Origin of the sequence: Acidovorax sp. Root402 (assembly GCF_001425125.1) — a bacterium.
GTDB lineage: Bacteria > Pseudomonadota > Gammaproteobacteria > Burkholderiales > Burkholderiaceae_C > Acidovorax > Acidovorax delafieldii.
On the sequence record NZ_LMDQ01000013.1, the window covers coordinates 358,979 to 378,639 of the forward strand.

General features: G+C 65.7%; 17 protein-coding genes. 13 read left to right on the forward strand and 4 right to left on the reverse strand.

Annotated elements, in window-relative coordinates; genetic code table 11:
- Positions 1-62 precede the first annotated feature (62 nt).
- From ASC83_RS09090 to ASC83_RS09120, 7 genes are all read left to right on the forward strand, one after another.
- Complete coding sequence (locus ASC83_RS09090) at positions 63-692, forward strand: DNA-deoxyinosine glycosylase (protein WP_235509342.1); 630 nt, start codon at positions 63-65, stop codon at positions 690-692.
- Complete coding sequence (locus tag ASC83_RS09095) at positions 693-1,457, forward strand: hypothetical protein (RefSeq protein ID WP_056060936.1); 765 nt, start codon at positions 693-695, stop codon at positions 1,455-1,457.
- 13 nt (positions 1,458-1,470) lie between these two features.
- Entirely contained in the window at positions 1,471-3,264 is a 1,794-nt protein-coding gene (locus ASC83_RS09100) for a GspE/PulE family protein (protein ID WP_056060938.1), read from the forward strand.
- Between the two features lie 196 nt (positions 3,265-3,460).
- A complete protein-coding gene (locus ASC83_RS09105; RefSeq protein ID WP_056060942.1) occupies positions 3,461-3,949 on the forward strand; it encodes a tripartite tricarboxylate transporter TctB family protein in 489 nt (162 codons plus the stop codon).
- A 15-nt stretch (positions 3,950-3,964) separates the two neighbouring features.
- Positions 3,965-5,476, forward strand: coding sequence for a tripartite tricarboxylate transporter permease (locus ASC83_RS09110; protein ID WP_056060945.1), 1,512 nt, complete (start codon positions 3,965-3,967; stop codon positions 5,474-5,476).
- Positions 5,477-5,594: 118 nt separating this feature from the next.
- Entirely contained in the window at positions 5,595-6,893 is a 1,299-nt protein-coding gene (locus tag ASC83_RS09115) for a DUF3422 family protein (RefSeq protein WP_056060948.1), read from the forward strand.
- A gap of 190 nt (positions 6,894-7,083) precedes the next feature.
- Complete coding sequence (locus ASC83_RS09120; RefSeq protein ID WP_056060951.1) at positions 7,084-7,983, forward strand: DMT family transporter; 900 nt, start codon at positions 7,084-7,086, stop codon at positions 7,981-7,983.
- Positions 7,984-8,039: 56 nt separating this feature from the next.
- On the opposite strand, the gene ASC83_RS09125 is transcribed toward ASC83_RS09120, so the two are convergent.
- Positions 8,040-9,080, reverse strand: coding sequence for a M48 family metalloprotease (locus ASC83_RS09125; RefSeq protein ID WP_056060955.1), 1,041 nt, complete (start codon positions 9,078-9,080; stop codon positions 8,040-8,042).
- Between the two features lie 12 nt (positions 9,081-9,092).
- Positions 9,093-9,719: an SH3 domain-containing protein gene (locus ASC83_RS09130; protein WP_056062092.1), complete on the reverse strand. Its 627-nt coding sequence runs from the start codon at positions 9,717-9,719 to the stop codon at positions 9,093-9,095.
- A 65-nt stretch (positions 9,720-9,784) separates the two neighbouring features.
- Here ASC83_RS09130 and ASC83_RS09135 point away from each other — a divergent pair, with 65 nt between their 5' ends.
- The 3 genes from ASC83_RS09135 to ASC83_RS09145 all read left to right on the forward strand — a co-directional run bounded on the left by ASC83_RS09135 (position 9,785) and on the right by ASC83_RS09145 (position 14,550).
- Positions 9,785-10,615 carry an SDR family oxidoreductase gene (locus ASC83_RS09135; protein WP_056060958.1) on the forward strand — a complete coding sequence of 277 codons (831 nt, stop codon included), beginning with the start codon at positions 9,785-9,787 and terminating at the stop codon, positions 10,613-10,615.
- A gap of 153 nt (positions 10,616-10,768) precedes the next feature.
- On the forward strand, positions 10,769-11,884 hold the full coding sequence (locus ASC83_RS09140) for a TRAP transporter substrate-binding protein (RefSeq protein ID WP_233584286.1): 1,116 nt from the start codon (positions 10,769-10,771) through the stop codon (positions 11,882-11,884).
- Positions 11,881-14,550: an EAL domain-containing protein gene (locus tag ASC83_RS09145; RefSeq protein ID WP_056062099.1), complete on the forward strand. Its 2,670-nt coding sequence runs from the start codon at positions 11,881-11,883 to the stop codon at positions 14,548-14,550. Before ASC83_RS09140 ends, ASC83_RS09145 begins: the two co-directional genes overlap by 4 nt.
- Positions 14,551-14,647: 97 nt before the next feature.
- Here the strand turns inward: ASC83_RS09145 and ASC83_RS09150 are convergent, their stop codons facing one another.
- Complete coding sequence (locus ASC83_RS09150) at positions 14,648-15,547, reverse strand: DMT family transporter (RefSeq protein WP_056060961.1); 900 nt, start codon at positions 15,545-15,547, stop codon at positions 14,648-14,650.
- Positions 15,548-15,710: 163 nt separating this feature from the next.
- Here ASC83_RS09150 and ASC83_RS09155 point away from each other — a divergent pair, with 163 nt between their 5' ends.
- Together ASC83_RS09155 and ASC83_RS09160 are read left to right on the forward strand one after the other, a co-directional pair.
- Positions 15,711-16,694 carry a quinone oxidoreductase gene (locus ASC83_RS09155; protein ID WP_056060964.1) on the forward strand — a complete coding sequence of 328 codons (984 nt, stop codon included), beginning with the start codon at positions 15,711-15,713 and terminating at the stop codon, positions 16,692-16,694.
- Positions 16,691-17,524, forward strand: a complete 834-nt coding sequence (locus ASC83_RS09160; protein ID WP_056060967.1) for a DUF4743 domain-containing protein — start codon at positions 16,691-16,693, stop codon at positions 17,522-17,524. The genes ASC83_RS09155 and ASC83_RS09160 overlap by 4 nt, the downstream gene beginning before the upstream one ends.
- Here ASC83_RS09160 and ASC83_RS09165 read toward each other — a convergent pair.
- A complete protein-coding gene (locus ASC83_RS09165) occupies positions 17,478-18,569 on the reverse strand; it encodes an SDR family oxidoreductase (protein WP_056060970.1) in 1,092 nt (363 codons plus the stop codon). The two genes, ASC83_RS09160 and ASC83_RS09165, sit on opposite strands and share 47 nt — an antisense overlap.
- 98 nt (positions 18,570-18,667) lie before the next feature.
- On the opposite strand from ASC83_RS09165, the gene ASC83_RS09170 reads away from it, so the two are divergent.
- Positions 18,668-19,600: a LysR family transcriptional regulator gene (locus tag ASC83_RS09170; protein WP_056060974.1), complete on the forward strand. Its 933-nt coding sequence runs from the start codon at positions 18,668-18,670 to the stop codon at positions 19,598-19,600.
- Positions 19,601-19,661: the final 61 nt, after the last annotated feature.

Sequence of the window (19,661 nt, forward strand, 5' to 3'; positions counted from 1 at the left end):
GACAGCTATCTTTTTTGTGCTGCCGGACGGGGCTGACGGCCCTTTGGGGCCAAAATTGCCCCATGTCCCCAGTCCCTGTTGCCGCCGATCCGTCTGTGGCCGCCACTCCTGACGCCGTCGGCCCATCCGCGCGCTGGCTGGGCCTGCCGCCGGTGGCAGGTGCGCGCACCGTGGTGCTGGTGCTGGGCAGTTTTCCGGGGGCTGCGTCATTGCAAGCCCGCCAGTACTACGCGCACCCCCAGAACCACTTCTGGAAGATCCTGCAGGCCTTGTGGCCCCAGCATCCCTTGCCCCCGGCGGGGCCGGATGGCTATGCGGGCCGCTGCGCCTGGCTGCTGGATCGCGGCCTGGGCCTGTGGGACGTGTACCAGAGCTGCGAGCGCGAGGGCAGCCTGGACACCAGTATCCGTAACGCCCGGCTCAACGACTTTGCGGCACTGCGCAGCGTGTGCCCCCGACTGGCCGCGCTGGCGCACAACGGTGCGGAGAGTTTTCGGCACGCGCCGGCGGCACTTGCCGCGCTGGGAGCTGCCGGGCCGCCGACGCTCTTGCCGCATGATGTGGGGAAGTCAGGCGCACGTGCCATCGAGGCCGTGCGGCTGCCATCGACCAGCCCGGCCAACGCCTCCTGGAGTTTTGAACGTAAATTGACCGCCTGGGCCGATGTGATGGCCCGGCACGGATTGCTGTGAATGGCCCGTAAAAAAGAAACCTTGCAAGAACTGCCCGAAGTCAGCGTGTCTGACGATGGCGAAGTGCGCCACCTGCATCTGGGCACACCCTGGATCCAGGGCTCCATGCGCATCGACGAGCCCTTTGCCCTGGAGCTGGAGTACGTGCAGCGCATGATGGCCTGGCTGCTGTTTGCCGACCTGGCGCAGGTGTCCAAGGGCCATGCCATGCAGTTGGGGCTGGGGGCGGGTGCCATCACCAAGTTCTGCCACAAAAAGCTGCGCATCTGCACCACCGCCATCGAGCTGAACCCGCAGGTGCTGGCCGTGTGCCGCCAGTGGTTCAAGCTGCCGCCCGACGGCTCCAAGCTGCGTGTGGTGCTGGCCGATGCGTCCAAGGAGATCCAGAACCCCATGTGGCTGGGCACGGTGGATGCGCTGGCTGTGGACCTGTATGACCACGAGGCTGCGGCCCCCGTGCTCGATAGCCCCGATTTTTATGCCGACTGCCGCGCACTGCTCACGGAGACGGGCTGCATGACCGTGAACCTGTTCGGCCGCGCGTCGAGCTTTGACCGCAGCCTGCAGAGCATGTCCCAGGCGTTTGGCAGCGATGCGCTGTGGGCGTTCAAGCCCACGCGTGAAGGCAACACGGTGGTGCTGGCCCAGCGCACCCCCACGCGGCCCAAGCGCGCGGAACTGGCCGAGCGGGCCGAGGCGATTCAGGCGCGGTGGGACCTGCCCACCACCAAATGGCTGCGGGTGTTCAAGCCTGTGAACCCCTGAGAGGAATCTTGCAATGAATGCTCCTGTCGTGACCCCTGACCGGCTGAAGTCGGCTTCACACATTGGCCCGGTGGACTGGCGCCGCATGGTGCAGTGGCTCAGCGATGACAAGGTGATCTCGCGCGAGGAAGCGCAACGCACCATCGCCCGCTGTTCGCAGGCTGAGAGCTCCCAGCATGCCCTAGTACGCCTTGCCAGTGTGGCCATGGAGCGCGCCAGCGACAGCAAGCCGCTCGACATCGAGGCGCTGTCCGAGTATCTGGCGCAACGTGCGGGCCTCGCCTACCTGCGCATCGACCCCCTCAAGGTGGATGTGGGGCGCGTAGCAGACACCATGAGCGCCACTTATGCGGAACGCCACAAGGTGCTGCCCGTGCAGGTGACCAGCAAAGAAGTGGTGGTGGCCACGGCCGAGCCTTTCATCGATGACTGGGTGGCCGAGGTGGAGCGCCAGTCGCGCCGCTCGGTGCGTCGGGTGGTGGCGAACCCCCAAGACATCCACCGCTTCACGGCTGAATTTTTTGCGCTGGCCAAGTCGGTGCGCGCCGCGCAGAAGGCTGGCGGCAACTCGGGTGGCAGCAGCTTTGAGCAGTTGGTGGAGCTGGGCAAGAGCAACAAGCAGCTCGATGCCAACGACCAGGGCGTGGTCAAGGTGGTGGACTGGCTCTGGCAGTACGCGTTTGACCAGCGCGCGAGCGACATTCACCTGGAGCCGCGCCGCGACCAGGGCGTGATCCGTTTTCGTATCGACGGTGTGCTGCACCCCGTCTACCAGATGCCCATGGGCGTGCACAACGCGATGGTGGCGCGCATCAAGTTGCTGGGGCGCATCGACGTGGTGGAAAAACGCCGCCCCCAGGACGGCCGCATCAAGACCCGCAACCAGCGGGGCGAAGAGGTGGAAATGCGCCTGTCCACCTTGCCCACTGCGTTTGGCGAAAAGATGGTCATGCGCATTTTTGACCCGGACAACGCGGTCAAGGACCTTGATGCCCTGGGCTTTGCGCAGCATGACGCGCAGCGCTGGGAGGCGCTGGTCAAGCGCCCGCACGGCATCATCCTGGTGACTGGCCCCACGGGCTCGGGGAAGACCACCACGCTGTACTCGACCCTGAAGCGCGTGGCCACCGAAGAGGTCAACGTGAGCACGGTGGAAGACCCCATCGAAATGATCGAGCCCAGCTTCAACCAGACCCAGGTGCAGCCGCAGCTCGACTTCAACTTTGCCGAAGGCCTGCGCGCCCTGATGCGGCAGGACCCTGACATCATCATGGTGGGCGAAATCCGCGACCTGGAGACCGCCGAGATGGCCATCCAGGCAGCGCTGACAGGCCACTTGGTGTTCTCTACCCTGCACACCAACGATGCCCCCAGCGCCATCACCCGCATGATGGAGCTGGGTGTTCCGTCGTACCTCATCAATGCCACCTTGCTGGGCGTGCTGGCCCAGCGGCTGGTGCGCACGCTGTGCAAACACTGCAAACAAAAGGATGAGGCCGCGAGCCGTGAAGCCCTGACCGAGGTGGTCAAGCCCTGGAAGATCAGTGGTAGCTACCACCCGTACAAGCCGGTTGGCTGCGTGGATTGCCGCATGGGCGGTTTCAGGGGCCGCATGGGGCTTTATGAATTGCTCACCGTCAGCGAGGCGCTCAAAGACAAGATCACTCAGGCGCCTTCCATTGATGTGCTGCGTCGGCAGGCCGTGCAAGACGGCATGCGTCCCCTGCGCCTGGCGGGTGCGCTGCGCGTGGCCGAGGGGCTGACCACGATGGAAGAGGTGATTGCCGCCACGCCGCCTCTGGAGTGAGCGAAGGGGAGGGGCGGTCATTCCTCTGCGGTTGGCCAGCCGTCTTCCAGAGTGGTTTTCGAGACAGTCTCCTGGGCGACTCGCCCGGTGGTGCATGCTTGCCAGGCGTTACCGGATGTAGGTGGAATCCACATCGCGCTGCCCCCTCCTTGCCAGCACAATCGCGCAGTCGAGAATTCCGTCAAGGAGACAATTCGTGAAAATCAAGAGTAATAAAGACTTTGCGTCCGGGCTCATGTTCATGGGCGTCGGGGTCGCATTTGCGTGGGGTGCCACCACTTACAACGTGGGCACGGGCGCGCGCATGGGCCCTGGCTACTTCCCGTTGTTGCTTGGTATCTTGCTGGCCCTCATCGGCAGCGTGATCACCTTCAAGGCGCTGACCGTGGAAACCGCCGACGGCGACAAGATCGGCAAATGGGCCTGGAAGCCGCTGTTCTTCATCCTGGCCGCCAACTTCGCCTTCGGCATTCTGCTGGGCGGCCTGCCCAGCCTGGGCATCCCGGCCATGGGGCTCATCGTGGGCATCTATGCACTGACCTTCATCTCCAGTCTGGCTGGCAATGAATTCAATGCCAAGGCCGTATTTGTTCTCGCCACCGTGCTGGCCATTGGCAGCTATGTGGCTTTTGTGTGGGCGCTCAAGCTGCAGTTTCCTGTGTGGCCGAGTTTCATCGCAGGTTAAGCAGGAGCACCGACCATGGATCTTATTAACAACTTGTCGTTGGGTTTTGGTGTTGCTTTCACCTTCCAGAACCTGATTTACTGTTTTGTGGGCTGTTTGCTCGGCACGCTCATTGGCGTGTTGCCAGGCATTGGCCCGGTGGCGACCATCGCCATGTTGCTGCCCGCCACCTATGCGCTGCCCCCGGTGGCGGCGCTGATCATGCTGGCTGGTATTTACTACGGTGCCCAGTACGGTGGTTCCACCACCGCCATTCTGGTGAACCTGCCAGGCGAGTCCTCGTCGGTGGTGACCGTGATTGACGGTTACCAGATGGCGCGCAAGGGGCGAGCGGGGCCGGCGCTGGCGGCTGCGGGCCTGGGTTCGTTCTTTGCGGGCTGCGTGGGTACGCTGATCCTGGCGGCGTTTGCGCCTCCGCTGACCGAAGTCGCGTTCAAGTTCGGCCCTGCCGAATACTTCTCGCTGATGACCTTGGGCCTGATCGGTGCCGTGGTGTTGGCCTCGGGTTCGTTGCTCAAGGCGGTGGCCATGATCGTGCTGGGCCTGCTGATGGGTCTTGTGGGGACCGACGTGAACTCGGGTGTGGCGCGCTTCAGCTTCGATATCCCTGAGCTGACCGACGGCATCGGTTTCGTGACCATCGCCATGGGTGTGTTCGGTTACGGTGAAATCATCGCCAACCTCTCGCGCCCCGATGATGAGCGTGAGGTGTTCACTGCCAAGGTGGAAGGTCTGTTCCCCACCAAGGAAGACTTCAAGAACATGATCCCCGCTGTGCTGCGTGGCACAGCGCTGGGTTCTGCTCTGGGCATCTTGCCCGGTGGTGGAGCCTTGCTGGCCGCTTTTGCTGCCTATACGGTGGAAAAGAAGACCAAGCTGCGTCCTGGCGAAGTGCCCTTCGGCCAAGGCAACATCCGCGGTGTAGCGGCCCCCGAGTCGGCCAACAACGCAGGTTCGCAAACCTCGTTCATCCCTCTGCTGACGCTGGGCATTCCTCCCAACGCCGTGATGGCGCTGATGGTGGGTGCCATGACCATCCACAACATCCAGCCTGGTCCCCAGGTGATGACGAGCAACCCCGAACTGTTCTGGGGCCTGATCGCGTCGATGTGGATCGGCAACGCCATGCTGGTGATCCTGAACCTGCCGCTGATCGGCATCTGGATCAAGCTGCTGACCGTGCCTTACCGCTGGCTGTATCCGTCCATCGTGCTGTTCTGCGCGGTGGGTGTGTACTCCACCAACAACAACACCTTCGACATCTGGATGGTGGGTGCGTTTGGTCTGATTGGCTACATCTTTCACAAGTTGGGCACCGAGCCAGCACCTTTGCTGCTGGGCTTCATTCTGGGCCCCATGATGGAAGAGAACCTGCGCCGTGCGCTGCTGCTGTCGCGTGGTGACTGGAGCGTGTTTGTGACGCGTCCGCTGTCGGCTGGCCTGTTGGCGGCTGCGGCACTGCTGCTCATCATCGTGCTGCTGCCTTCAGTCAAGAACAAGCGCGAAGAAGCGTTTGTGGAAGACTGATCGGTTCCGACTCTTTTCTCACCCTGATCAACGGCACCTTCGGGTGCCGTTGTTTTTTGGGCAGTGGCGTCCACGTGGTACGGCTGTCGCCAGTACACAATTGCGGGCAGAGGTCCGCATGTCCACACCGTTTCATCCCACGCAGCACCCGCACCGGGCGATGCTGCACAACGAAATCCACGCCCGCCCGCCCGAGGCGATGAATGCCCCGCTGGCCATCGCCCACATCGTGATGCTGGCCGATGCGGCAGGGCGCGAGGCCAGCCGGGCCCATGTTGCCGCGCTCCTGCGGGACCACCACATGGCGCTTCCCGACGCCCAGACCACCCACTTGCGGATGGACTTGGGCGCTTTTCGGATGCGCTGGGAGATGCACACCGAATTCGTCACCTGGACCTTCATGGTCCCGGCGCCGGTGGAGGCTTTTGGAGAGCGGGAGCCGGTCAGTGCCGTGGATTCCGTTCCGCACGACTGGCTCGCAGCTTTGCCCGGCCAGTGCCTGTGCAGCCTGAACCTGTGGGTGCTGCCCACACACACCTTTGGATCGGGCTCTCTGGTCAAGCATGTTCTGCACGAAGACACATTGGTAGCCTCTACCGTGGCCGACGGGCATGGTGAGGTGTACACCGACTTTGCGATCCACGCCGACGGCTTTTCGCGCATGGTGCTGCTTGCAGGGGGCATGACACCACGGCGCCTGGGGCGTTTGGTGCAGCGCCTGCTGGAAATCGAGACCTACCGCATGGCTGCCTTGCTCGGCCTGCCTGCCGCTCGCGAAGCTGCCAGCGTGCTGGCCTTTGCTGAGCGCGAACTGGCGGCGCTGGCTGAAGCCATCCGCACGGCCAACCGTGATGACGAGCCCGCCTTGCTCGATCGGCTGACGCGCCTGGCCGGGCAGGTGGAAAGTCAGTACGCAGCCACGCACTCGCGCTTCTCGGCCAGCAGTGCCTACTTTGAATTGCTGGACCGCCGTATCCAGGACATTGCCGAGTCCCGCCTGGCGGGCATGCAGACCATCCGGGAGTTCATGGACCGGCGCCTGACCCCCGCTCGGAGTACCTGTGAGTGGGCAACCCGTCGGCAGGATGCGCTGTCGCAGCGCGTATCGCGCATGAGCAACCTGCTGCGCACCCGGGTAGAGATCGAACAGCAGCAAAGCAGCCAGGCGCTGCTGACCACCATGAACCACCGGCAGGATCTGCAGTTGCAGATGCAGTCCACCGTGGAGGGGTTGTCTGTGGCGGCCATTACCTATTACATCGTCGGGCTCGTCAGCTATCTGGCCAAGGGCGCGCAAAAACTGGGCTGGCCGTTGTCGCCGGAGACTACGGCAGCCCTCGCGATTCCGGTGGTGGCGGCAGGGGTGTGGTGGTCACTGCGGCGGCTGCACCAGCGGGTGTTCCACAAACACCGCTAAGGCGGTTGGCCCACCGATCTGTCGAGCGGCACGGGGTGCACTTTGGCTTGTCAGCCATCGTTGATGAAGGGGGCGCCCGCGCAGAGGTTCGATGGCCTGCACCAGCCTTGCCGTGTCACACTGGGCGCAACGCTCCGGCGACCACTGTCCGGCAGATACTTCAGCAGGCGCTTTGCGTCCCTTCGTACCCGTGACCACTGAAAAGAAGAGCATTGCCTCCGGCCTTGTGCTGGCGTTCCTGGGCTCCATCGCCTTCAGCGGCAAGGCCATCATCGTCAAGCTGGCCTACCGCCATGGGGTGGATGCGGTCACGCTCATCATGTACCGCATGCTATTTGCGCTGCCCATCTTTGCCGTGATGGCCTGGTGGGCCAGCCGGGGCAAACCGCCGCTCACCCGCAAGGACTGGCTGGGCGTGCTGGGCCTGGGTGTCACCGGCTACTATCTGGCGAGTTTTCTCGACTTTGCAGGGCTTGCCTACATCAGTGCCAGCCTGGAGCGCCTCATCCTGTACCTCAACCCCACGCTGGTCGTGTTGCTGGGCTGGGTGTTGTACGGGCGTGGTATCCGCTGGGCCCAGGCGGCAGGCATGCTGGTGAGCTACAGCGGCGTGGTTCTGGTGTTTGGCCACGAGGCCAACCTGCAGGGTGCCAATGCTGCCTGGGGCACCTTGCTGGTGTTCCTGAGCGCAGTCAGCTATGCCATCTATCTGGTTTACAGCGGCGAGATGGTGCAGCGCCTGGGCGCGCTGCGGTTGGTGGGGCTTGCCACGACCGTGGCTTGCCTGTGCTGCCTGTTGCAGTTTGTGGTGCTGCGGCCGCTGAGTGCGGCAGTCGTTGCGCCTGAGGTGATCTGGCTGTCGGTACTCAACGCCACCTTGTGCACGGCCGCGCCCGTGCTGATGGTGATGATGGCCATTGAGCGCATCGGCGCAGGCATGGCCGCGCAGACGGGCATGGTGGGCCCGTTGTCCACCATCCTCATGGGCGTGTGGATTCTGGGCGAACCGTTCACGGTGTGGGTCGCTGCCGGGACGGTGCTTGTGGTGGCGGGTATCTTCATTTTTACCCGCATGGCGCGCAGGGCCTGACAGCCCACATCCCGCAGCCCTTTGGGGCGCCGTGACAAGGGCCGCCCTGCTTGCTTTTATGACGTCTTCTTTTTGGGAGCTGCCTTGCTGCGGGCTGGAGCCTCGGCCGGTGCTGCAGGCGACGGCACCGCTGCTGCTGCGGGTGCCGCTTTGGGATTCATGCGCTGGGCCACCGTCACGGGGGCCGTGCCGGTGAATCCATCGAGGTTCTTGCCCATGGCCAGCTCCAGTTGCTCCAGGCGCGCCTGTGCAGGCGGGTGCGTGGCCAGTGCCAGCGTGAAGGCCGGGTTGTCAGGCGTGGCGGTGCGCAGGTGCTGCAGCACCGACACCAGTCCATAGGGATCAAACCCCGCGCGGGTGGCCAGTGCCACGCCAGTGCGGTCGGCATCGTACTCATCGGTCTGGTCCAGGCCGCGTGCGTACAGGTTGCGCCCCAGTGCCAAAAATTGCGAGGCCACCACGTTGCCCACGGCGTTGGTCTTGATCTGCGAAGCCACCAACTGGGTCAGCATGCCCGACTGTGCCGTCTTGCGAATGGCCAGCAGGTGGTGTTTGGCGGTGACGTGGGTGATTTCGTGGGCGAGGATGCCAGCCAGCTCGGCCTCGTCGGCGCAGCGGTCGATCAGGCCCTTGGTCACGAACACATACCCCCCCGGGGCCGCAAAGGCGTTGTACCCCGAGTCGTCCAGCACCACAAAGGTCCACGGCAGGTTGGGGCGGGGCGATTGCAGGCTGATCCAGCGCCCGAGCTGATTCACATACCGCTGCAGTGCCATGTCCGGGTGCAGGGGTTTGCTGCCCAGCAGCACGGCCGAGAGTTGGCGGCCGATTTCGATCTCGCGGGGCTCGTCGATGCTCTCAACCGAACGGGTGAGCATGCTGATGAGGTCATCCCCCTGGCCTGCGGGGCTGCCTCCACCGGTGATGGCGCCCAGCAGGCCTCCGCCGGTGTTGCTGGTGGAGCTGCCACCACCCAGGGCGTTGAGCAGATTCATGACCCCCTGGCTCTGCCCCTGGCTGGGGAGCAGGGTCAGGGCCAGGGCGGTACACGCCGCCGCGAGCAATCGGGTGCGGGAGAGGGATGGGGGCAGACGCATGGCAGCTCTCGCTCAGTTGGGGCTGAAATTGGGGTCGGACGGATTGTTGGACGAGCCTGTCGCCCCCGATCCGCTGCTGGAGGAGGGCCGGGGCGGCTCCGCCAGGGGTGCCACGTTGCGTGGCTGCAGCGACGCATTGCTGGCGAACTGGCGGGCTTGGTCGGCGTTGACCCGCAGCCCCTCGGCCTGGGTCACGGCTGCCGGGTTGGGTTGCGCCTTGGCGATGTCTTCGGCTCCCAGACCCCGGATGCCCACGGTGGAGGTGGCTGTCGTGGTGCCGCCGCTGTTTCCGCCGAACAAGCTGCCAAGGCCTCGCATTCCGCTCGTTGCGGCATTACCAGTGGCCGGTGCAGCGCCTGACTGGGGGCCCAGGTCAAACATATGGACCCAGCCCGTAGCGCCTTGTGCTGTGCTGACCTTGGTCCAGGGCCCCTTGCGCTCACTGCTACGCGTGACTACTGAGTTGGCCTCCAGCGGTGCCACGCTGGCGCCGCTTTCTGCGGGGCTGTCGCGCAGCTGGGTGGCGCGTTTGACCACGGCAGCCTCCTGCGCATGCGCTGTGGTGCAGAGCAGTGGCAAGAGGGCCATCGCGGCCGATGCCAGCCAAGGCGCCAGGGCTTTCCAGTGCGGCCGGTTCATGGTGATGCTCTCCAACTATGATTTAACAAAGGGCACTTGTATCAGTGTGCAACCAGGAGATTGTTATGGATTTGGGTATTGCAGGCAAATGGGCGCTGGTGTGTGGCGCGAGCAAGGGGCTGGGCTATGGCTGCGCGCAGGCTTTGGTGCGCGAGGGTGTCAATGTGGTCATCAACGCCCGCAGTGCCGAGGCGCTCGAACAGGCTGCTACTCGTTTGATAGCTGAAAGTGCAAACAAGACTAGCGCCAGCGGCCAAAAGGGTGCATCACCTCAGGTGCTGGCTGTGGCGGCCGACATCACCACGCCCGAAGGGCGTGCGGCGGTGTTCTCGGCGGCCGGAGGACCGGGCCGTGACTTCGACATCGTGGTCACCAACGCAGGCGGCCCACCCACCGGCGACTTCCGCGACTGGAACCGCGACGCCTGGATCAAGGCTGTGGACGCCAATATGCTGACCCCTATCGAACTGATCCAGGCCACGGTGGATGGCATGGCTGAACGCGGGTTTGGCCGCATCGTCAACATCACTTCCAGCGCCGTGAAGGCGCCCATCGACATCCTGGGCCTGTCCAACGGCGCGCGCAGTGGTCTCACGGGGTTTGTGGCGGGTGTGTCGCGCAGCAAGATCGCAGCGAGTGGGGTGACCATCAACAACCTGCTGCCTGGTAAGTTCGACACCGACCGGCTCGCAGCCACCGTCACGGCAGCCGCCAGCAAGGCGGGCAAGAGCGTCCAGGATGTGCGCTCCGCGCAGCAGGCGCAGATCCCGGCAGGGCGGTATGGCTCTGCCGAAGAGTTTGGTGCCATTTGCGCCTTCCTGTGCAGCGTGCACGCGGGCTACATGACGGGGCAGAACGTGCTGGCCGACGGTGGTGCCTACCCCGGTACGTTCTGACGCAGGCCGGGCCCGACAAGGCCCGGCTGGTGGGCTGTGTGGCGCAGTGCTCCCGCAGAACGGAAGCTGGCGTGGTGTTTTGCCGACAGCTTTACCGGAGCGCTGAATAATTGGTGGAATACTGCGGGCCAGCGCCTGCCACTGTCCGCCGCCATGCAATCTGTCCACACTCCCTTTCTGCCGCGCCTGAAACGCCACTGCACCCTGCTGTGTCTGGCGCTGTGCGTTGGGGCTGCTGTGCAGGCCGCCGATGCGGCCAGCGCGGCGGGTGCGGGCACCACAGCGGCAGCTCCGTACCGGTTGCGCATCGTGGGCGGTCTGGCCGGTATCAGCCAGTACGTCCGGCAGGAAGAGCCCTTCTGGACCAAGGAGCTTTCTCGCCTGAGCGCCGGGCGCTTCCAGGCAGAGATCGTGCCCTTTGACCGGGCCGGCGTGCCCGGGGCCGAGATGCTGCGTTTGTTGCAGCTGGGCGTGGTTCCTTTTGGCACCACCCTGATGAGTTCGTTCACCGCGCAATACCCCGAATACACAGCGCCTGACCTGGCCGGACTGAACCCCGACCTTGCCACGCTCAAGACCACGCTGGCGGCGTTTCGCCCCTACCTCGAAAAGGCGTTGCGTGAGCAGCATGGTGTCGAGGCACTTGCCATCTATGTGTACCCGGCGCAGGTGGTGTTCTGCAAGAAGCCACTGCGCACGCTGGCCGAACTCACTGGCCGCCGCGTGCGTGTGTCGTCGGCCAGCCAGGCCGACTTTGTGGGCGCCTTGGGCGGGGTGCCCGTGCTGACCAGTTTTTCGCAGATCGTGCCGAGCTTGACCGCGGGCAATACCGAATGCGCCATTACCGGCACCATGTCGGGCAACATGCTTGGCCTGCCGTCGCTCACCACCCACGTGCACACCCTGCCGGTGACCTGGGGGCTTGCCGTGTTCGGTGCCAACCAAGCCGCCTGGGCGGCGCTGCCGGCCGACCTGCGCACGCTGCTCAAGCGCGAACTGCCCCGCCTGGAAGCCGCCATCTGGGCCGAGTCCGAGCGTGAAACTGCCGACGGGCTGGCTTGCAACCGGGGTGCCTCCACCTGCAGCGCTGGCACCAAGGGCAGCATGGTGGTGGTGCCCGTGTCGCCCCAGGATGAGCGCAGCCGCCAGGAGATCCTTGAATCCACCGTGTTGCCGCGCTGGGTGCAGCGTTGCGGCGCTCGCTGCGCGCAGGTCTGGAACCAGACCATCGGGCCAGCGCGTGGGCTGCAGGCAGCGCCTGCGAAATGACAGAGTCCGCCGCACCTTCGCGCATCAAGGCCTATGTCTGGGCGGGCGCTGCAGTGTTTGTGGCGGCCGTGGTGGCGGTGGCCGGTACCCTGGCGTGGAATGCCCGCCAGGCCGCGCTGGCCGATAGCGAGGCCCAGGCCACCCGCTTCGTGGCGGGCGCAGAGGCGGCACTCAACCGCTCGCTGCTGGCCGTGGACGTGCTGCTGGCCAGCATGGACGAGCTGCTGGGACTGTCCAATGCCATGCCCAAGTGGCTGGATGCCGATACGGCCAGCCAGCGGCTGCGGGGGTCGGCGCGGCAGAACCTCATGGTGCGCTACGTGGCGGTGCTCGACAGCACGGGCAAGGCGTTGGCGTCGTCCGACCCCGCAGGCGCCAGCCTGTTGGTGCAACTGCCGGCCGGTTTTCTGGAGAGCGTGCTGGAGCAACCTGTATCCACCCTGATGGTCAGCGCGCCGGTGGTGAGCTTTGCCAGTTCCGAGAAAGTGTTGTACTTCGCTCGCCACCTGCGCATGGCCGACAGCTCGCGGGTGGTGGCCGTGGCCGAGCTGCCGGTGTCGGCCCTCAGCTCGGTGCTGGTACAGGGCGTGGACATCAGCGGCCTGCAGGTCACGCTGGAGCGCGCCACCGGGCAACTGCTGCTGAGCGTGCCCAACCGCGAAGACGTGACCGCGCCCACCCTCACGCCGCCCATCGGAGATTTGGTCGACCGGGGAATGGCCTGGCAGGCCCCTGCGCGATTGACCGGCGAGCCATCGCTGGTGGTGTTCCGGCCCATCTTGTACCAGGACTTGCGCATCGCGGCCAGCATTCCGCTGGATGCGGCGCTCGCCGGCTGGCGCGACCAGCGCGATGCCATTGCGCTGACCACCGCGCTGTTCATCGCCATGATCTTTGCGGCGGGAGTGCTGGCGCTGCGCTATGTGGACCGGATGTCCCAGGCCCGCCTGGCCATTGCGCAGTCCAAGGCCACGCTGGACCAGGCGCTGGAGTCCATGGTGAGCGGCTTCTTGCTATTGGACAGCCAGCATCGGGTGGTGCAATGGAACCGCCAGCTGGAGACGATTCTCCCGTGGCTGCAGGGCGTGATCACACCACTCATTCCGTTCCGAACGGTGCTGGAGGCCACGGTGGAGCACCATGTGCCCCGCCTGTCCGACGATGAGCGCAAGCGGTGGGTGAGCCAGCGCCTGGAGCGGCAAAAGCACCAGCCGGAGCCGCGTGAACAGTCGTACGCCAACGGCAGCACCATCCAGATCACCGAACGCGCCACGCCCGATGGCGGCCTCGTCATCAGCTACCACGACGTGACTGCGCTGCGCAAGGCCAGCACGGAGATCGAGAGCCTGGCCTTTTACGATCCGCTGACCAATCTGCCCAACCGCCGTCTGTTGATGGACCGCATGCAGCAAGCCATTGCCGCCAGTGTGCGCAGCGGGCAGTACGGCGCCTTGTTGTTCCTGGACCTGGACCACTTCAAGACCCTGAACGACACGCGGGGCCACGAGGTTGGCGACATGCTGTTGCGCCAGGTGGCCCAGCGTCTGAAGACCTGCGTGCGGCGCGAGGACACGGTGGCGCGCCTGGGGGGCGACGAATTCGTGGTCATGCTCAGTGACCTGTCGGTGCACCGTGATGAAGCCGCCGCCCAGGCGCGCCGGGTGGGCGAGAAGATCCTGCGCAAACTGAATGTGCCCTACACGCTGGGGGGCAACGCGCACCACAGCACGCCCAGCATTGGCGCCACGCTGATGGGCGGCAGCCTGCAGTCGTCGGTGGACCTGCTGAAAGAGGCGGACATCGCCATGTACCAGGTCAAATCGCAAGGGCGCAACGCGCTGTGCTTTTTTGACCCACAGATGCAGATCGTCATCAGCATGCGCGCGCAGCTGGAGACCGACCTGCAGATGGCGCTCACCGCGCGGCAGTTTGTGCTGCACTACCAGCCGCAGTTCCACCTGGATGGCCGCATGGTGGGCGCCGAGGCCCTGATCCGGTGGCAGCACCCCGAGCGCGGGCTGGTTGCGCCCGGCGAGTTCATAGGCGTGGCCGAAGAAAGCGAACTCATCGTGCCCATGGGCCACTGGGTGCTGCGCACGGCCTGCGAGCAGCTGGCGGCTTGGCAGGGGGACGAGCGGTACCGGCACCTGCAGGTGTCGGTCAACGTGAGCGCGCGGCAGTTCCGACAGCGCGACTTTGTGGCCCGGGTGGTGGAGGTGCTACGCGAGACGGGCGCCAAGCCACACCTGCTCAAGCTCGAACTCACCGAATCGCTGGTGCTGGACAACGTGGACGACACCATCGCCAAGATCGGCATGCTCAAGACCAAGGGCGTGCGCTTTTCGGTGGATGACTTTGGCACCGGCTATTCATCGCTGGCGTATCTCACGCGGCTGCCGCTGGACCAGCTCAAGATCGACCAGTCCTTTGTGCGCAACCTGGGGGTGCGGCACACCGACGATGTGATCGTCCAGACCATTCTGGGCATGGCACGCAACCTGGAGCTGGATGTGATTGCCGAAGGGGTGGAAACCGAGGCACAGAAGGACTTCCTGGCCCGGCACGGCTGTGTGTACTTCCAGGGCTATCTGCTGGGGCGGCCCACCCCGGTGATGGACCTGGAGGCGTTGATGGAGTCGGCCACCACGGTCACTGCCCCGGGTTGATGGGCCCGGAAAGGTCGCGCCGTTTGCTACTCTTTGTGTAGCAATTGGGGTAATAAATACCTGCGCTAACGCCGGTTTTTGCCAAAACTTAAATCCGTCAACGCCGTGACGACACCACAATGCCACCCACGATCAGCGCGAACGCCACGGCGTGGAACGCCTTGGGCGTGTCGCCCAGAAAGGCCGCCGAGAGCACCCCGGCAAACAGCGGCGTGAGGTTGATGAAAAATCCGGCAGCTGCGGGCCCGGCGCGTTGCACGCCCACCCCCCAGCAGCGGTAGGCCAGCACCGCAGGCCCCACGGCAATGAAGGCCAGGGCGGCTATCAGCGGCCATCCCCATGCGATGTGCGTGCGCCCGCTGGCCCATTCGGCCCCCGCAAAGCTGCCCGACCAGGCCAGTCCAAACACCATCTGTGCCATCAAAAACGCAGCCCAGTCGCCCCGGATGCTGGTGGGCTCGCCAGTGCGCGACAGCAGCCAGCTGTAGAAAGCCCACGAGATGGTGGCCAGCAACATGAACAAATCGCCCAGCACCAGGCGGAAGGCCAGCAGCTGCGACCACTCGCCCCGGCTCAGCACCAGCAGCACACCACACACCGACAGCAATGCCCCCAGCACCTGCCGCCGCGTGACGCTGGCCCCGAAGAACAGCGCGCCCACGGCCAGCATCCACACCGGCATGCTGGAGCCGACCAGCGTCACGTTGATGGGGGTGGAGGTCTGCAGCGCCATGTACTGCAGCGCGTTGTAGGCCCCGATGCCCAGCAGGCCCAGCAGCGCATAGCGGCGCCAGTGCGGCCACAGCGGGCTGTTTGTGCGCAGCACGCCATGGGCCAGGGGCACCAAGATGGCAAAGGCCAGCACCCAGCGGATGAAATTCAGGGTGATGGGGGGAATCAGGTCATGGACCAGCCGCCCCACCACAGCGTTGCCGGCCCACAGCAGGGGCGGAATCACCAGCAGCACGGCCGTGCCGGGTGTGATTTTTTGAGTCATGGGGCTGCACTGTAACGGTGCAGCCCGGGCCCTGCTGCCCCCGGGGCACAAGGCCCCAGCACGCACCGGTGCTGCAAGGGCCGTCGGCAACCGCGTGCGATTCGTGGCAGGATGGCCGCCGTTGAGACATCCCCCCCTTTTTTTGTTTGAGGAGACGTTAGCCATGAGCCTTGCCGTCCAGATCCGCCAGCACGGTGGTCCCGAAGAACTCCACATCGTTGACGTCCCTGTGGGCGAGCCTGGCCCCGGTGAGGTCCGCATCCGCCACCACGCCATTGGCCTGAACTTCATTGACGTGTACCACCGCACGGGCCTGTACCCTTTGAGCATGCCCGCCACCATCGGCATGGAAGGCGCGGGCGTGATCGAGGCGGTGGGTGAGGGCGTCACGCACCTGAAGGTGGGCGACCGCGCCGCCTATGCCAGCAACCCTCCCGGTGCCTACTGCGAAGTGCGCGTGATGCCCGCCAAATGCGTGTGCAAGCTGCCCGACGCCATCAGCTTCGAGACCGGCGCGGCCATGATGCTCAAGGGCCTGACGGCGCAATACCTGCTCAAGAAAACCCGGCCTGTGGAAGGCCTGCAGCCTGGCGACCATGTGCTGTTCCATGCCGCAGCGGGCGGTGTGGGCCTCATCGCCTGCCAATGGGCCAAGGCGCTCGGCCTGCAGCTCATCGGCACGGCGGGGTCCGATGCCAAGTGCCAGCTGGCCCTGGCCAACGGCGCGGCGCACGCCATCAACTACAGCACCGAGGACTTTGCGGCCCGTGTGAAGGAGATCACCGGCGGCAAGGGCGTGAAGGTGGTGTATGACTCGGTGGGCAAGGACACCTGGGACAAGTCGCTCGAATGCCTGCGCCCCTTCGGTTTGATGGCCAGCTTCGGCAACGCGTCGGGCCCGGTGGCGCCGTTTGCGCCTGGCAGCCTGGGCGCCAAAGGCTCGCTGTACGTCACGCGTCAGACACTGTTCACCCACATCGCCACGCGCGAGGCCACGCAAGCCATGGCGGACGACCTGTTTGCCGTGGTCGCCAGCGGACAGGTCAAGATCCACATCGACCAGCGCTACCCGCTGGCCGATGTGCAGCAGGCCCACCGCGACCTGGAAGCACGCAAGACCACCGGCTGCACCATCCTCACGCTGTGAACGCGGCTGCACAGGCGCCCACCTTCGACCAGTGGCTGGCAGGGGCACGCCAGGCGGCGGAGCAGCCACCGGCCCAGCCGCGCCAGCCCCTGGTGGTGGCGGGGCAGGTGGTGGGCTCGGTAGCGCCCGGGTTTTTTAGCCAAATCAGCCTGGAGCGCTTGATGAATAAGCGCTACCTGCTATCAGAAGCAGAGCATTCTCAGGGACTTGCTTGGCATTTGCAGGCATCGCCCACCGACACCACGGATGCCCTCAACACCCTGGCCGCCGCGCTGCGCGATGCGGGCCTGTGTGGCCCCTGGCGCGACGAGCAGCTGGCGGTCACCAACCCGGCGGGCGAGGTCATCGGCTCCGTGGAGCGCGGGGCGGTGCGCGTGCTGGGCGTGGCCACCCGCGCCGTGCACCTGGTGGGCCTGGCGCCTGACGGGCGCATGTGGGTGCAAAAGCGCTCCCTGACCAAGCCCAACAACCCCGGACTGTGGGACACGCTGATGGGTGGCATGGTCTCCGCTGCCGACTCTCTGCCGCAGGCCCTGGCCCGCGAAACCTGGGAAGAGGCCGGTTTGCGGGTGGAGGCATTGGCCAACGTGGCGCACGGGGGCCACGTGCTGTTCAGCCGCCCCAGCCGGGAGGGCGGTGGCGCGGGCTTCATGGTCGAGCGCATCGACTGGTTCCGCGCCCAGGTGCCTCAGGGCATGGAGCCCGACAACCAGGACGGCGAGGTCGAGCGTTTTGACCTGCTGCCTCTGGACGCGGTGCGCGAGCGGGTGGCCCAGGGGGCGTTCACGCTGGAAGCCGGGCTGGTGATTGCGGGGTTTCTGGGGGTGTAGTTGCCGGTGCGGCCTGGGCGTGCCCGCTCCCGCTGCTACCGGAGCAGGCTGGCAGGCAGCCCAGGCCCTGCAAGGTTGCCTGCACCGCCTCGTCCAGCGGGGTGTGTGGCTCCTCGCCCAGCAACGTCCGCAGCCGGTCGTTGGCCATGCGCACCGGCTGCTGCCACAGGTAGCGCATCTCGCGCATTTCACGCAAGGTGGTCATGAACGGCGAGACCAGCGTGACCAGCCACCACGGAAAAGCCTGCACGCGCGGCGCCTGGCCGCCCCGCGCCACCACCACACGGCCAATGGCAGCCGCCATCTGCGTGCCATCGGCATCCCAATGCCCAGCCATGTGAAAGCAGGCAAATGCGGGCAGCTCGGCGCGCCGCTCCAGCAGCAACACCATGGCGCGCGCCACGTCCGGCAAGTACGACCACTGGTGCCCGACGCCGGGCGCGCCTGGCTGCTTTACCGTGGCCACCGGTCGGCCCGGCTGGATGAGGCCCTGCGCAAACCAGCTGTTGCCCGCCTGCGGGCCAAAGAAGTCGCCCGCGCGCACGATGATCACGCGGCATGCTGCCTCCAGCGGGTTCGGCACGGTGGCTTGCTGCAGGCGGCGCTCCAGCTCCACCCGCACGGCGCCCTTGCGCGTGCGGGGTTGCTGGGGGGCGTCTTCGTGCAGCACCGGGAAGGCGTCCGGCCCGTAGTTGTAGACAGTGCCTGGCAGCACCACCGTGGCCCCGTGCGCCCGGGCCGCTGCAATCGTGTTGTCGATCATTGGTAGGACCAGCTCGCTCCAGCGCCGGTAACCGGGCGGGTTGACCGCGTGCACGATCACCTGGCAGCCGGTGGCGGCGGCCATCACGTCGGCCCGGGTCATCGCGTCGCCCCGCATCCAGGTGAACCCGTCGCGCTGTTCTCTGGCCTGCGCAGCGTTGCGGTGCAGTGCCATCACCTCCCACCCCCGGTCACGCAGCTGGCGCGCCACCTCGCCGCCAATGCCGCCGGTGGCGCCCAGAACCAGTACTTTGGGGCGGCTGCCCGTGGTGTTGTTGCTCATCGCGATACTCCTTCAAAAACCTGTGGATGGAGGCAGTGTCTGCGCCAGGGCAATCCAATGGAATTGCTGAAAATGAGTGCTTGGCTATACATTTATGTATGGACCAACCGGATCGCCATGACATTGGCTGGGAGCTGTACCGTTCGTACCTCGGCGTGCTGCGAGAGGGCTCCTTGTCGGGCGCCGCGCGGGCCCTGGGGGTGACACAGCCCACCGTGGGCCGCCACATTGCCGCGCTGGAGCAGGCCCTGGGGCTGGTGCTCTTCACGCGCTCTCAGCAGGGCCTGCTGCCCACCGAGGCCGCGTTGGCCCTGCGCAGCTACGCCGAAGCCATGGGCCACTCTGCGGCGGCGCTGGTGCGCGCGGCTGACAGCCAGGGCGACGGCGTGCGCGGCACGGTGCGCGTGAGCGCCAGCGAGGTGATGGGGGTCGAGGTGTTGCCGCCCCTCCTTGCACAGTTGCAGGCCGAGCACCCCGCATTGACGGTGGAGCTGGTGCTGAGCAACCGCGTGCACGACCTGCTGCAGCGAGAGGCCGACATCGCCATCCGCATGACCGAACCCCGGCAGGACGCGCTCATCGCCCGCCGCGTGGGCACCATCCCGCTGGGCCTGTATGCCCATCCGCGCTACATCGCCGCCCAGGGCATGCCCGCCACCCTGGCCGAGCTGGCGCAGCACCGCCTGATAGGCTTTGATGCAGAAACCCCTTTTCTGCGTGCGGCCCAAAAGACCCTGCCTGTGTGGCGGCGAGATCGGTTTGCCGTGCGCAGCGACAGCGATGTGGCGCAGCTGGCCTTTGTCCGCGCAGGCGCCGGCATCGGCATTTGCCAGGAAGCACTGGCCCGGCGCAGCGCCCCCGCACTCGTGCGGGTGCTGCCGCAGCAGCTTCAATACGGGCTGGAGACCTGGGTGGTGATGCACGAGGACCTGCGCACCAGTCCGCGCTGCAGGCACATGTTTGATGCGCTGGTGGTTGGGCTGGAGCGGTACCTTGTCGAAGGACTAGGCAGCGACGAATCGGCCGACTAGTCCGCTGAATCGGATGGGTGTGGAAGGCGGCGATCTATTGGGCAGCTGAAGATGCCCATGG

Excerpts from the sequence above, each read along its gene's own strand:
- ASC83_RS09090 (WP_235509342.1), top strand. The coding sequence starts at position 63 with ATGTCCCCAGTCCCTGTTGCCGCCGATCCGTCTGTGGCCGCCACTCCT.
- ASC83_RS09095 (WP_056060936.1), top strand. The coding sequence starts at position 693 with ATGGCCCGTAAAAAAGAAACCTTGCAAGAACTGCCCGAAGTCAGCGTG.
- ASC83_RS09100 (WP_056060938.1), top strand. The coding sequence starts at position 1,471 with ATGAATGCTCCTGTCGTGACCCCTGACCGGCTGAAGTCGGCTTCACAC.
- ASC83_RS09110 (WP_056060945.1), top strand. The coding sequence starts at position 3,965 with ATGGATCTTATTAACAACTTGTCGTTGGGTTTTGGTGTTGCTTTCACC.
- ASC83_RS09115 (WP_056060948.1), top strand. The coding sequence starts at position 5,595 with ATGTCCACACCGTTTCATCCCACGCAGCACCCGCACCGGGCGATGCTG.
- ASC83_RS09125 (WP_056060955.1), bottom strand. The coding sequence starts at position 9,080 with ATGCGTCTGCCCCCATCCCTCTCCCGCACCCGATTGCTCGCGGCGGCG.
- ASC83_RS09130 (WP_056062092.1), bottom strand. The coding sequence starts at position 9,719 with ATGAACCGGCCGCACTGGAAAGCCCTGGCGCCTTGGCTGGCATCGGCC.
- ASC83_RS09135 (WP_056060958.1), top strand. The coding sequence starts at position 9,785 with ATGGATTTGGGTATTGCAGGCAAATGGGCGCTGGTGTGTGGCGCGAGC.
- ASC83_RS09140 (WP_233584286.1), top strand. The coding sequence starts at position 10,769 with ATGCAATCTGTCCACACTCCCTTTCTGCCGCGCCTGAAACGCCACTGC.
- ASC83_RS09145 (WP_056062099.1), top strand. The coding sequence starts at position 11,881 with ATGACAGAGTCCGCCGCACCTTCGCGCATCAAGGCCTATGTCTGGGCG.
- ASC83_RS09150 (WP_056060961.1), bottom strand. The coding sequence starts at position 15,547 with ATGACTCAAAAAATCACACCCGGCACGGCCGTGCTGCTGGTGATTCCG.
- ASC83_RS09155 (WP_056060964.1), top strand. The coding sequence starts at position 15,711 with ATGAGCCTTGCCGTCCAGATCCGCCAGCACGGTGGTCCCGAAGAACTC.
- ASC83_RS09165 (WP_056060970.1), bottom strand. The coding sequence starts at position 18,569 with ATGAGCAACAACACCACGGGCAGCCGCCCCAAAGTACTGGTTCTGGGC.
- ASC83_RS09170 (WP_056060974.1), top strand. The coding sequence starts at position 18,668 with ATGGACCAACCGGATCGCCATGACATTGGCTGGGAGCTGTACCGTTCG.